11 protein-coding genes are annotated in these 13,039 nt (G+C 72.4%); 7 read left to right on the forward strand and 4 right to left on the reverse strand.

Annotated elements, in window-relative coordinates; genetic code table 11:
* Positions 1–30: 30 nt before the first annotated feature.
* From IEZ04_RS12665 to IEZ04_RS12680, 4 genes are all read left to right on the forward strand, one after another.
* The gene (locus IEZ04_RS12665; protein WP_189216895.1) at positions 31–1,077 is read left to right on the forward strand and encodes an esterase-like activity of phytase family protein; all 1,047 of its coding nucleotides are present in this window, start codon (positions 31–33) and stop codon (positions 1,075–1,077) included.
* Between the two features lie 312 nt (positions 1,078–1,389).
* The gene (locus IEZ04_RS12670) at positions 1,390–1,593 is read left to right on the forward strand and encodes a cold-shock protein (RefSeq protein ID WP_189216896.1); all 204 of its coding nucleotides are present in this window, start codon (positions 1,390–1,392) and stop codon (positions 1,591–1,593) included.
* Between the two features lie 371 nt (positions 1,594–1,964).
* Positions 1,965–2,300, forward strand: a complete 336-nt coding sequence (locus IEZ04_RS12675; protein ID WP_189216897.1) for a CBS domain-containing protein — start codon at positions 1,965–1,967, stop codon at positions 2,298–2,300.
* Positions 2,301–2,387: 87 nt separating this feature from the next.
* Entirely contained in the window at positions 2,388–2,681 is a 294-nt protein-coding gene (locus IEZ04_RS12680; RefSeq protein WP_189216898.1) for an SCO5918 family protein, read from the forward strand.
* Between the two features lie 122 nt (positions 2,682–2,803).
* On the opposite strand, the gene IEZ04_RS12685 is transcribed toward IEZ04_RS12680, so the two are convergent.
* From IEZ04_RS12685 to IEZ04_RS12700, 4 genes are all read right to left on the reverse strand, one after another.
* Positions 2,804–3,883, reverse strand: coding sequence for a fatty acid desaturase family protein (locus tag IEZ04_RS12685; RefSeq protein WP_189216899.1), 1,080 nt, complete (start codon positions 3,881–3,883; stop codon positions 2,804–2,806).
* Between the two features lie 40 nt (positions 3,884–3,923).
* Positions 3,924–5,063 (reverse strand): ferredoxin reductase, encoded by a 1,140-nt coding sequence (locus IEZ04_RS12690; protein ID WP_189216900.1) that lies wholly within the window; start codon positions 5,061–5,063, stop codon positions 3,924–3,926.
* A gap of 590 nt (positions 5,064–5,653) precedes the next feature.
* Complete coding sequence (locus tag IEZ04_RS12695) at positions 5,654–6,154, reverse strand: GNAT family N-acetyltransferase (protein WP_189216901.1); 501 nt, start codon at positions 6,152–6,154, stop codon at positions 5,654–5,656.
* 128 nt (positions 6,155–6,282) lie between these two features.
* A complete protein-coding gene (locus IEZ04_RS12700; protein ID WP_229821005.1) occupies positions 6,283–6,615 on the reverse strand; it encodes a hypothetical protein in 333 nt (110 codons plus the stop codon).
* 170 nt (positions 6,616–6,785) lie between these two features.
* Between IEZ04_RS12700 and IEZ04_RS12705 the strand changes: the two genes are divergently transcribed.
* From IEZ04_RS12705 to IEZ04_RS12715, 3 genes are all read left to right on the forward strand, one after another.
* On the forward strand, positions 6,786–10,598 hold the full coding sequence (locus IEZ04_RS12705; protein WP_229821006.1) for an ABC transporter ATP-binding protein: 3,813 nt from the start codon (positions 6,786–6,788) through the stop codon (positions 10,596–10,598).
* 377 nt (positions 10,599–10,975) lie between these two features.
* A complete protein-coding gene (locus IEZ04_RS12710; RefSeq protein WP_229821007.1) occupies positions 10,976–11,383 on the forward strand; it encodes a hypothetical protein in 408 nt (135 codons plus the stop codon).
* A gap of 120 nt (positions 11,384–11,503) precedes the next feature.
* Positions 11,504–13,006, forward strand: coding sequence for a S28 family serine protease (locus IEZ04_RS12715; protein ID WP_189216903.1), 1,503 nt, complete (start codon positions 11,504–11,506; stop codon positions 13,004–13,006).
* Positions 13,007–13,039: the final 33 nt, after the last annotated feature.

The following is a 13,039-nucleotide window of genomic DNA, read 5'->3' on the forward strand; positions in this document are numbered from 1 at the left end:
GGACCACCCCTCCCGGCCTACGGTGACGCCATGCGTCTGAGACTTCTCCTCGCGACCCTGGCCGCCGGCCTCACGGCGGCCACCACGCTGACGGCCGCCGGACCGGCCGCCGCGAGCGGCCCCCGTACCGTGAACGCCTGCTCGCCCGCCGTCTCCGTCGAGGGCTTCTCCGACGCCCTCGACAAGACGACGTACGAGAACACGTACGTCGGCAACTTCTCGGCCCTCGCCATGGACCGCAACGGCGGCCTCCTCGCGGTCTCCGACCGGTCGGCCCTGTTCTCGCTGGATCGCCGCAGCCTCCGGCCGACCGGTGTCGTGCAGCTCGCCGACGGCAACGGGACCGCGCTGGACGCCGAGGGCCTGGTCGTCGACCGTGACGGTACGCGGCTGATCAGCGACGAGACCGGGCCCGCCGTACGACGTCACGCCCGCGACGGCCGGGTCCTGGAGGAACTGCCCGTACCGGCCGGACTCCGGGTCGCCCCGGCCGGGCGCGCCACCACGAACGGGACCTTCGAAGGCCTGACCATGCTGCCCGGCGACCGCACGCTGCTCGCCGCCATGGAGTACGCGATCTCCGGTGACAGCACGGACATCGTGCGCTTCCAGACCTGGCAGCGAAAGGAGAACGCGCGCGGTGGACAGTTCCGGCTGTCCGCCCAGTACGCCTACCGCACCGACCCCGGCCTCGGCGTCCCCGAGGTCACCGCCATTCCGGACGGCCGCCTCCTCGTCCTGGAACGCGGCTTCACCGCCGGCGTCGGCAACACGGTCCGCCTCTACCTGGCCGACCCGCGGCACGCCACGGACGTCGGTGGCGTCGACACGCTGACCGGTCAGCGGGGCGTGCGACTGATCAGGAAGACGCTCCTCGCCGACCTGGTGAACTGCCCGACCCTGGGCGCCACCGCCAAGCAGCCCCAGCCCAATCCGCTCCTCGACAACATCGAGGCCATGACGGTCACGGGCCGTGGCAAGGGCGGCCGCCTGGACGTCCTCCTCGCCAGCGACGACAACGAGAACGCGGCCCAGACGACGCGGTTCTATTCACTGCGGGTGCGCACGGCGAAGTGAGAGGCGTGGGGGCCGACATTCGACGTACTGCGGACGGTGCGGATTTGCGGGCGGATCCCCGCAGATTTTCCCGGACCGGCGGACGTAATAGCAGACGCATGTAGGCCCTTTGCTGGGACCTGTGCTACCTTGATAAAAGTTGCAGTTCTGGTCACTGGAAAGATCGAATGCTCGTACGATTTCCATCGATGAGCACTCCTGCCTTTCCTGTGATTTCCGTTTCTTCTCGGATGTTGCCCGGAAGGGCGATCATTGCGGCGACTTCAGGTCCGCAGAGCGTGGACTCGGGCAGTGCCCCAAGGGAGATTCGCCATGGCATCCGGCACAGTGAAGTGGTTCAACGCGGAAAAGGGTTTCGGCTTCATCGAGCAGGATGGTGACGGCGCCGACGTGTTCGCCCACTACTCGAACATCGCCGCCTCGGGATTCCGTGAACTCCAGGAGGGCCAGAAGGTGACCTTCGACCTCACGCAAGGTCAAAAGGGTCCGCAGGCCGGCAACATCATTGCCGCCTGACACCACAGCTTTCCGTACGACCGGGGCCCGCACATCTGGGGTGCGGACCCCGGTTCATTGCGTTTATCCGTTCCCTCGATTCTTCCCGTGGGAATACATCGGCCGCCGAGGCTGATACGCATCGGAGCCCTCTTCGCCGCATCCGCGAAACACCCGCCAATTTCACCTCGGTGTATCGGTCCTCGTTCACGGTTCGGTTCTGTGCCGCCTGCGACCGCCTACGGCAATTCTCCGACAGGTGCCGTATCGAGACGTCGGCCGTCCCCGCCCATCCCATGGAGAAGGAGCAACCATTGACGCCGTCCGATCGAACACCGTGGCCCCAGCGAGCCGATGACACCTTCGGCGCCGTCCCGACGGCCGGTGACGCCATGGACAACCCTGGACTCCAGGTGGAGGACCACATGGCCGTCGACGTGGCACTGTCGGTTCTTCTCGGCGCCCACGTCACGCACCTGCTCCTCCGCGACGAGGAAGGCCGGTGTGCCGGCCTGGTCACCCGGGCCCAGCTCGCCGCGCACCGCGGTGGAACGTGGTACCGCGACCGGACATGCCTGCGGGACATCGCGCTCGACCGAGGGCCGTTCACCTCGTCCTCGGCCGCACTCGGCGACGCGGAGACCGCCATGCGGGAGCGGACACTGGGGCTGTCCCCCGTGGTCGACGAGAACGGCTACACCCTGGGCACCCTCGCCCTCCTCCCTTGATCCCCCACGGCGTCGGACCGGTCCGGCGATCCACTCCCTCACTTCCTCACTCCCTCACTCCCTCACTCCCTCACTCCCGGAGGCATCATGCGCTGTGTCATCGCCGGTTTCCCCTTCGACCTCACCAAGGGCCAAGTGGAGCAGTCGATGGGGGGCGTCAGACCCGAACCCGTCACCGGCATGTCCGTGACCATCTGCCGCCGCACCTACCCCGTCATGCAGGTCGGGCAAGTGATCACCAGGCAGGACCGCCGCGACATCACCACCAGCGAGATGCGCAGGGCGCTGACCAGGCTCGGTTTCACCTGTCATCCGGCCCCGCCCGCCGCGCCGGTGTACCGTTTCGCCCCCTGGCGGACGACGACCGCACAGCTCGACTGACACCCGGCCGTCACCCGGGGCGGGACGCTCCGGGACTCCCGGACCGGCCCGTCCTTTCCGCGCCTCGCCGACGGGACGCCCGAGCGGCGCGGCACGCGGCAGCCGAGGACCGCCGCCGCCGATCAGCGCCGCAGGTCCCACGGCACGGCGTGCCGCAGCACCCGCCCCCACATCGACGCGTACTGCCGCCACAGCGGTCCGGTCGCGTAGGGAACGCCGTACTTCTCGCAGAGTCGGCGTACCCGCGGGGCGATCTCGGCGTAACGGTTGCTGGGCAGGTCGGGGAAGAGGTGGTGCTCGATCTGGTGGCCGAGGTTCCCGCTGAGCACACGGAGGAGGAGACCTCCCTCGAAGTCCGCCGAGCCCTGGACCTGCCGCAGGTACCACTGGGCGCGGCTCTCGTCCTCGATCTCCTCCTCGGTGAAGGTCCGCACGTCCCCGGGGAAGTGGCCACAGAAGATGACGGTGTGCGCCCAGACGTTGCGCAGCCCGTTCGCGGTGACGTTGCCGAGCAGGCAGGGCAGGGCGGAGGGGCCGGCCAGGAGCGGGAAGAGGACATAGTCCTTGGCGCACTGGCGCACCGCCTTCCGCGCCAGGTGCGCGACTTCACCGAGGAAGGCCCGCACGCTCTTGCGACCGTCGGTGACCGCGTCCGCCTCCAGGTCGTACAGGGCGATGCCCCACTCGAAGACGGGGGCGAGCAGGGCGGCGTACAGCGGCTGCAGCAGATGCACCGGGTGCCAGGGCTGCTCGGGGCTCATGCGCAGGATCGTGTAACCGAGGTCGCGGTCACGGCCGACGACGTTGGTGTACGTGTGGTGCAGGTGATTGTGGGTGTGTTTCCAGGCGTCGGCGGGGGTGAGGAAATCGAACTCCCAGGTGGTCGAGTGAATCGCCGGATCGCCCATCCAGTCCCACTGGCCGTGCAGGATGTTGTGACCCAGCTCCATGTTCTCCAGGGTCTTGGCGACGGTGAGCATCGCCGTGCCCGCACACCACGCGGGCGGCAGCAGCGAGACGGCGAGCGCGAGACGTCCGCCGGCCTCCAGGCCGCGCTGCACGGCGATCACCGTACGGATGTAACGGGCGTCCTCGTCCCCGCGCGTGGCGACGACCTCGGCGCGGATACGGTCGAGCGCGGCGCCGAACTCCTCGGCGCGGGCGGGGGAGAGGGGCGGGAGGGCTGCGGGGGTCGAGGTCATGGGGGCTCCTTGGGACGACCGGCACCGGCGGGCACCGGGTTCACAGGTCGAGGGCGAGCGGGCCCGCGGCTCCGTTGACGCAGGTCTGGATCAACTCGCCGGGTTCGCCGTGCACTTCACCGGTGCGCAGGTCCCGTACGCGGCCGTGGAGCAGCGGCGCCAGGCACCCGAAGCAGATGCCCCGGCGGCAGCCGTACGGGAGCACGGCACCGGCGGCCTCACCGGTGTGCAGCAGGGGGACGGACGCCGCCGACTCGGCCTCGACTCCGCTGCGTTCGAACCGCACCCGGCCGCCGCCGTCGGCGGCGGGCGCGAGCGGGGCGAGGGGCAGGAGCCGGAAGTGCTCCACGTGCAGACGCCGGGCCGCGCCGGCCGCGTCCCAGCGTGCCCGGAGCGCGTCCAACAGCCCGGCGGGACCACAGGCCCAGGTCTCCCGGGCCGCCCAGTCGGGGCACAGCCGGCCGACGTGCTCCGCGGTCAGCCGGCCGGCTGACCGGGTGTAGTGCAGGTGCAGGCGGAGCCAGGGCGCCCGGCGTGCCAGCCCGGTCAGTTCGGCGCGGAAGAGGCAGTCGCCGGGACCGGGTGCGCTGTGCAGGAGGAGGACGTCGGTCCGGGCCGGGGGCGGACGGCGGGCGAGCGTGCGCAGCATTCCCATCACCGGGGTGATGCCGCTGCCGGCCGTCACCATCAGCATCCGGGCGGGCGACGGCTCGGGCAGGACGAACTCCCCCTGCGCGGGCCCGAGCCGGAGCACCGTCCCCGGGGACGTGCGGTGCACCAGGTGCGGGGAGACCGCGCCCCGCGGGTCCTCCTTGACGGTGACGGTCAGCACCCGGCTTCTCGTGCCGTCCTCCGGCGGGGAGGTCAGCGAGTACGTACGCCAGTGCCGTACGCCGTCCAGTTCGACCCCCACCGGCAGGTACTGGCCGGCCCGGTGTCCCGCCCAGCCCCGCCCCGGCCGGATCACCAGCGTGACGGCACCCGGCCCCTCGGGACGTACGGCCGTCACGCGGCCCGCGGGGTGCCGCGCGGACAGCAGCGGGTCGATCAGGCCGAGGTAGTCGTCAGGGGTGAGCGGGCTGGTCAGCCGACCGGCGGCGGCCAGCAGGGCGCGGGCGAGGCGACCGGTGATCCGCTCGGCGAGCGGGCCGGCCGGCGTCGCCGGCAGGAAGACGGGCATCCGCGGTCCTCCCTCCTCGTACGGAACGGTCGGCACCGGAACCGGCGCCGACCACACCCGGGTACGCCGAACCGCGCGGAGAGCCGGCGATCGGCATGGGTGCGGCGTGTGCGGGGTGCCGTGACGCCGGTCCGCGGATGTGGCGGACAGGCGGGCGTCGCCGCGGGTGCGCGGGCGCCGTGTGGTGCACCGGCGCCGAGGTACGTCGCGGGCGTCGGCGATCGGCCGACACGGCCCTCGGACACGACGCGCTCACGTCTCCGTCTCCCGAGTTCGGGGGAAGGGGGCCTGACGCCAGAGAACCACGACCGGCTGCCACGTGCAGGTACGCCGGTCCTCTTCGCGCCATCCCTCCCGGCCCCTCCCATCTCCCGTCCCCCGGCACCGGTGCGCCGGCCGGCGGTCCACACCCGCTCCGGACTGGACGGACCCTGGCACGCCGTGCCCCCGTGAGGGCCGCCACATGACCGGATCCCCTTCGGGCCGCATCGCCGGAGGACCTCGACGGCGGCGCCGGAACGCCCGGGCCGGAGCTCTTCCCTGACCGGTCCTGTCTCCGCGAGCTGCCGGTACGGCGTCAGTGATGCTGGTCAGTGTGTCGTCACGAGCCGGCGCCCGAATCGGACCCCGGGCCGCCCGCCGACGTCGACATACCCCGCCGCGGTGAACCCGGTGCGTCCGAGCACGGTCATGGAGGCCGCGTTGTCGAGCGTGGTGACCGCGGTCAGTGAGGACAGCCGGTACGCCGTGGCGGCCGAACCGCACACCTCCCGCACCGCTGCCGTCGCCACACCCCGGCCCGCCGCGCGCTCGCCGATCCGGTAGCCGAGTTCGGCGCTGCCCTCCTCCTGGGCGCCCACGTCCACGAGGTTGACGCGGCCGATCAGCTCGCCGTCCTCGTCCAACACCACGTGGAAGTGGCACTCCCCGGCGTCCTGCTCGGCCAGCAGCGCACGGTGGCGGTCGGCGAACCCGGCGAAGTACGCGTCCCCGCGATCCGGCACCGACCGGGCGAAGTACTCCCGGTTCTCCCGCTCGAAGGCCAGCAGGGCCGCCGCGTGATCACTTCGGAGCCGCTCCAGCCTCACCATGCTCGGAAGCTACACGTATCGGTGACCATGGCCAACCGATATTCGCGTTAACCGTGCACGGCGCCGAGGCGCGAGCGACGTGCGGTGAAGCGGATACAACGCGTCGAACGCAAGCATCGTGCTTCTGCTCACCGCGCCGACAGGCCGACGGCCGCGTGGGCCGCGTCCAGGATCCGTCCGATCTCGGAGGCGGCCCGTCGTGCCCGGTCCGCGTCACCCGTCCTGGCGGTGTCCACCCAGTGACGGAGGTCCGCTGCCAGGCCGGGCTGACGCCGGACGTGGACATGGACGGCCCACTGGGCGACGAACCGCTGGAACGGTGCCGGGTCGGAGCCCTGGCGGGACCGGTCGGCCGCCTGGTCCGGCTCCCGGGTGAAGGCCGGAAGCGCGGCAGGCGCGATCTGGCTGACGGCCTGCCGGAGCGTGGTGACCGTGGCAGCGGGCTGGGGGACGTCAGGCACGGGCGCGATGATCCTCCAGCGCGGCAGCCTGTCGGGCCCGAACACCTGCGCCACCGCCCGGACGAGGGGCGGCCCCGGCCGATTGTTGCAGCGGGATGAAATCCCGCCCCGCCCGCGTTGGTGCCTTCCGGCAGACAGCGGGCAGAACAGCAGATGAGGGAGGCACCCGGGTGGCAGCGCAGCAGGGGGACGAGCACTGTAAGGGCGGGGCGGGGAGACCTACGGGTCCGGGCTGGGCCCGGCGGCTCGCCGCCTATGCCTGGCGGCGGCCCAAGGACGTCGTCCTCGCGCTCGGCGCCTCGCTCGCCGGTATGGCCGTCATGGCCCTCGTGCCGCTCATCACCAAGGTGATCATCGACGACGTGATCGGGGACGGCACGCGCGAGATGGCTCCCTGGGCCGGGCTGCTGATCGGTGCCGCCGTCCTCGTGTACGCGCTCACCTTCGTACGGCGCTACTACGGCGGCCGTCTCGCCCTCGACGTCCAGCACGACCTGCGTACCGAGATGTACGACGCGGTCACCCGGCTCGACGGGCGGCGGCAGGACGAGCTGTCCACCGGGCAGGTCGTCGGGCGGGCCACCAGTGATCTGCAGCTGATCCAGGGGCTGCTGTTCATGCTGCCGATGACCATCGGGAACATCGCCCTCTTCGTGATCTCCCTCGTGGTGATGGCGTGGCTGTCGCCGCCGCTCACCCTCGTCGCCCTCGCCGTCGCGCCCGCCGTCTGGTGGATCGCCCGGCGCAGCCGCTCCCGGCTGCACCCCGCCACCTGGTACGCGCAGGCCCAGGCCGCCGCCGTCGCCGGTGTGGTCGACGGCGCCGTCGGCGGCGTACGCGTGGTGAAGGGGTTCGGGCAGGAGGAGCAGGAGACCGGGAAGCTGCGGGAGGTCGGGCGCAGGCTGTTCGCCGGGCGGCTGCGGACCATCCGGCTGAACAGCAGGTACACCCCCGCCCTCCAGGCCGTGCCCGCCCTCGGGCAGGTAGCGATGCTCGCGCTCGGCGGGTGGCTCGCGGTGCACGGGCACATCACGCTCGGCACCTTCGTCGCCTTCTCCAGCTACCTCGCCCAGCTCGTCTCGCCCGTACGCATGCTCGCGATGGTGCTCACCGTCGGGCAGCAGGCCCGCGCCGGTACCGAGCGGGTGCTGGAGCTGATCGACACCCGGCCGGTGATGACGGACGGCAGCAAGGACCTGCCCGCCGACGCCCCCGCCACCGTCGAGTTCGACGACGTCTCCTTCGGTTACGACACCGGGCAGCCGCCCGTGCTCGACGGGCTGTCCTTCGAGATCCGGGCCGGGGAGACCCTCGCGGTCGTCGGGGCCTCCGGATCCGGCAAGTCGACCGTGTCGCTGCTGCTGCCGCGGTTCTACGACGTCACGCGCGGCGCCGTCCTCGTCGGCGGGCACGACGTGCGGGAGCTGACCCTCGACTCGCTGCGCGCCGCGATCGGGCTGGTGCCCGAGGACTCGTTCCTCTTCTCCGACACCGTGCGCGCCAACCTCGCGTACGGGCGTCCCGACGCCACCCAGGAGGAGATCGAGGCGGCTGCCAGGGCCGCTCAGGCGGACCGGTTCATCGCCGAGCTGCCCGAGGGGTACGACACCAAGGTCGGCGAGCACGGCCTCACCCTCTCCGGCGGCCAGCGGCAGCGCATCGCGCTCGCCCGCGCCATCCTCGCCGACCCCCGGCTCCTCGTCCTGGACGACGCCACCTCCGCCGTGGACGCCCGGGTCGAGCACGAGATCCACGAGGCGCTCCGGCAGGTCATGGCGGGGCGGACGACCCTGCTCATCGCCCACCGCCGGTCCACCCTCAACCTCGCCGACCGCGTCGCCGTCCTCGACGGCGGGCGGCTCGCCGACATCGGCACCCACGAGGAGCTGGAGCGGCGGTCCGCCCTCTACCGGCGGCTGCTCACCGACCCCGACGAGCTGGGCGGGGTCTCGCCCGGGCACGTCCAGCCCGCCGCGCCGGCCGAGGACGTGTCCATGGGGGTCCCCCCGCTCGAGCCCTTCCGAGAGTGGGGGAGGGACGAGCTGGACGCCGAGTTCGACGCCGAGCGGGGGATCACCCCCCGGCTGTGGACCGGCGACCGGGAGCCGCGCGACACCGCCCTCTCCGGGACGCCCGCCACCCCGGAGCTCCTCGCCCAGGTCGAGGCGCTGCCCCCGGCCACCGACACGCCCGACGTCGACGAGGCCCGGGCGGTCCGCCCGGAGTCCGGGAAGGACGGGACGGGCGCGTACGGGCTGCGGCAGCTGCTGCGCGGCTTCGGGCGGCCCCTCCTGCTCAGCCTGCTGCTCGTCGCCGTCGACGCGGGCATGGGGCTGCTGCTCCCCGTGCTGATCCGGCACGGCATCGACGACGGGGTCAGCCGGCTCGCCCTCGGCGCCGTGTGGGCCGCCTCCGCGCTCGGGCTGCTCGCCGTGCTCGCGCAGTGGGCCGCGCAGACCGGTGAGATCCGGATGACCGGGCGGACGGGCGAGCGGGTCCTGTACGCGCTCCGGCTGAAGATCTTCGCCCAGTTGCAGCGGCTCGGTCTCGACTACTACGAGCGCGAGCTGACCGGGCGGATCATGACCCGGATGACGACCGACGTCGACGCGCTGTCGACGTTCCTGCAGACCGGTCTGGTCACCGCATTCGTCTCCGTCGTCACCTTCTTCGGCATCATGGCCGCGCTGCTCGTGATCGACGTGGAGCTCGCGCTGGTCGTCTTCGCGACGCTGCCGCCGCTGGCCGTCGGCACCTTCTTCTTCCGCCGGGCGAGCGTGAAGGCGTACGAGCTCGCCCGTGAGCGCGTGTCCGGCGTCAACGCCGACCTCCAGGAGTCGGTGGCCGGGCTGCGCGTCCTCCAGGCGTTCCGGCGCGAGCGGGACGGCGGGGCGCGGTTCGCGGCGGGCAGCGACGGCTACCGCCGGGCGCGCGTCCGCGGGCAGCTGCTGATCTCCGTGTACTTCCCGTTCGTGCAGCTGCTGTCGTCCGTGGCCGCCGCGGCCGTGCTGATCGTGGGCGCGGGACGCGTCGACGCCGGGACGCTGACGACCGGCGCGCTGGTCGCGTACCTGCTCTACATCGACCTGTTCTTCGCGCCCGTGCAGCAGCTCTCGCAGGTCTTCGACGGCTACCAGCAGGCCACGGTCTCGCTCGGCCGCATCCAGGAACTGCTGCGGGAGCCCACGTCCACCGGGGCGGCGGCGGAGCCGCGGGAGGTCACCTCCCTGCGCGGCGACATCGCCTTCGAGGACGTGCACTTCGCGTACGGGGCGGAGGAGGAGGCCCTGAGCGCGGTGAACCTGACCATCCCGGCCGGGCAGACCGTCGCCTTCGTCGGCGAGACGGGCGCGGGCAAGTCCACGCTGGTGAAGCTGGTCGCCCGCTTCTACGACCCGACGGGCGGCCGGGTGACCGTCGACGGCACGGACCTGCGCGAGCTCGACCTGACCTCGTACCGGCACCGGCTCGGGGTGGTCCCGCAGGAGGCGTACCTGTTCCCGGGCACGGTCCGGGACGCCATCGCGTACGGCCGGCCCGACGCCACCGACGCCGAGGTGGAGGCCGCGGCCCGGGCCGTCGGCGCCCACGACATGATCGCCACGCTGGACGGCGGTTATCTGCACGAGGTCGCCGAACGCGGCCGCAACCTCTCCGCCGGGCAGCGCCAGCTCATCGCGCTGGCCCGCGCGGAGCTCGTCGCCCCCGACATCCTGCTCCTCGACGAGGCCACCGCCGCCCTGGACCTGGCCACCGAGGCCCAGGTCAACCAGGCCACCGACCGGATAGCGGGCCGCCGTACGACCCTGGTCGTCGCCCACCGGCTGACGACGGCCGCCCGCGCGGACCGGGTCGTCGTGATGGACCACGGCCGGGTGGTGGAGGACGGCACGCACGAGGAGCTGCTGCGGCGGGGCGGCCGGTACGCGCGGCTGTGGCGGACGTTCGTGGGGGAGCCGGCGGCCACCACGGCGGCGGGCTGAGGCCACGGCGGCGGGCGGCCGCTGCGGCGGCGTGCGGCCACTACGGGGGCGTGCGGCCACTACGGGCGTGCGGTCACCACGGCGGCGTGCGGCCACCACGGGCGTGCGGTCACCACGGCGGCGTGCGGGCCACTACGGGCGTGCGGTCACCACGGCGGCGTGCGGCCACCACGGGCGTGCGGCCACCACGGCGGCGTGCGATCACCACGGCGGCGTGCGATCACCACGGCGGCGTGCGATCACCACGGCGGCGTGCGACCACCACGGCGGCGTGCGACCACCACGGCCCAGGTCCGCCGCGGTGCCCGGTGGCGCAACCATGCGGAGTCCGCTGTGCGTCCGTACAGCAGTACGTCTGTGTGGCGGGAGGGACGGCAGTGAGTTGTGGACCGAGAGGAGTCCGCGGTGCGCTCCGCAGGAGCGCGGCACTCGCGGCGGCCCTGCTGACCGCCGCCGGCCTGCTCCTGATCGCGGACCCGGCCGACGCGCAGGCCGCCGCCGGGCCCTGCGCGGGCCGCGTGGTCCGCACGCTCCCCTTCTCCACCGGGACCGTCCACGTCCACAAGCGCCGGGGGTACGTCTGCGCCATCGCGGTGGCCGGGAAACAGGGCGTGCGGCAGTGGATGTCCGTCAGCGTGCGGGCGCGCGGCGGGCGGCCGGTGGTGGACCGGGGGCGGTTCCGGTACCACGCGGGACCGGTGACCGTGCACGCCGGAGGGCGCTGCGTGTGGGTCGAGGGCGTGGTGGGGAAGGGGAGCGTCCGCTCGGGCTGGACCCTCTGCTGAGGCGCCCCCCTGGCCCCGGCCGACACGGCCGGGACTGCTCCGGTTGGCGCCGGTCCCTCTGGTGCGCGCGCCGGGCGACCGCTAGGTTCCGGCGCACAGTTGTTTCACAGGGGAGAGTCCATGCGCAAGGCGCTCAGATCGCTGCTGGCCCTCACGGTGCTCATAGGCACGTCGAGCACGGCCGGGGTGGCGGTCGCCGCTCAGCCGGCGACGGCCGGTGCCCTCGGTGGCACGGACGACATCGGTGGCATCGGTGTCGACGGTGACACCGGAACGGCGGCCTCCGCCGACATCAAGGACCGGCTGCTCGCGATCCCGGGCATGAGCCTGATCGAGGAGAAGCCGTACACCGGTTACCGCTTCTTCGTGCTCAACTACACCCAGCCGGTCGACCACCGGCGGCCGTCCGAGGGCACGTTCCAGCAGCGGATCACCGTGCTGCACAAGGACACCAGCCGCCCCACGGTCTTCTACACCGGTGGATACAACGTCTCGGCCAACCCGAGCCGCCGCGAGCCGACCCAGATCGTGGACGGCAACCAGGTCTCGATGGAGTACCGCTTCTTCACCCCGTCCCGGCCCGACCCGGCCGACTGGTCCAAGCTCGACATATGGCAGGCGGCGAGCGACCAGCACCGCCTCTTCCGGGCGCTGAAGCCGGTCTACCCGGAGAACTGGATCGCGACGGGCGGCTCCAAGGGCGGCATGACCGCCACGTACTACGAGCGTTTCTACCCGCGCGACATGGACGGCGTCGTCGCGTACGTCGCGCCGAACGACGTGAACAACAAGGAGGACTCGGCGTACGACCGGTTCTTCCGGCGGGTCGGCACCGAGGAGTGCCGCGACCGGCTGAACGCGGTGCAGCGCGAGGCCCTGGTACGCCGCGCGCCGCTGAAGGAGAAGTACGAGGCGTACGCGGCCGCCGAGGGCTACACCTTCGACACGATCGGCGGCCTGGACCGGGCGTACGAGGCGGTCGTCCTCGACTACGTGTGGGGCTTCTGGCAGTACAGCACGCCGGCGGACTGCGAGAGCGACCTCGTCCCGGCCGACGCCGCGGACGCGAGCGACGAGGAGATATGGGCGTCGATCGACACGGTCTCCGGCTTCTCCGCCTACACCGACCAGGGGCTGAGCGCGTACACGCCGTACTACTACCAGGCGGGTACGCAGCTGGGCGCGCCGACGATCCACTTCCCGCACATCGAGAAGAAGTACATCCGCTACGGCTACCAGCCGCCGCGGAACTTCGTGCCCCGCGACATAGGGATGAAGTTCCAGCCGAACGCGATGCGTGACGTGGACACCTGGGTGCGGAACAACGCGCACCGGATGCTCTTCGTGTACGGCGAGAACGACCCGTGGGGTGCCGAACCGTTCCGCCTCGGGAAGAAGGCGCGCGACTCGTACGTCTTCACCGCCCCCGGCGCCAACCACGGCGCCAACGTGGCCGGTCTGGTGAAGTCCGAGCGCGACCTCGCGACCGCGCGGATCCAGCAGTGGGCGGGCGTGGCGTCACCGGCGGTCCAGGCCGACCCGGAGGCCGCGCGGCCGCTGGCGGCGTACGACGCGCAGCTCGACCGGCACGACGTCGAGCGGGAGCGGAGGCTGCGGCCGTGACGGTCGCGGTCGCGTCGGCGGTACCGGCGGCAT

This window comes from Streptomyces ruber, from assembly GCF_014648075.1.
In the GTDB taxonomy this organism is placed as follows: domain Bacteria; phylum Actinomycetota; class Actinomycetes; order Streptomycetales; family Streptomycetaceae; genus Streptomyces; species Streptomyces ruber.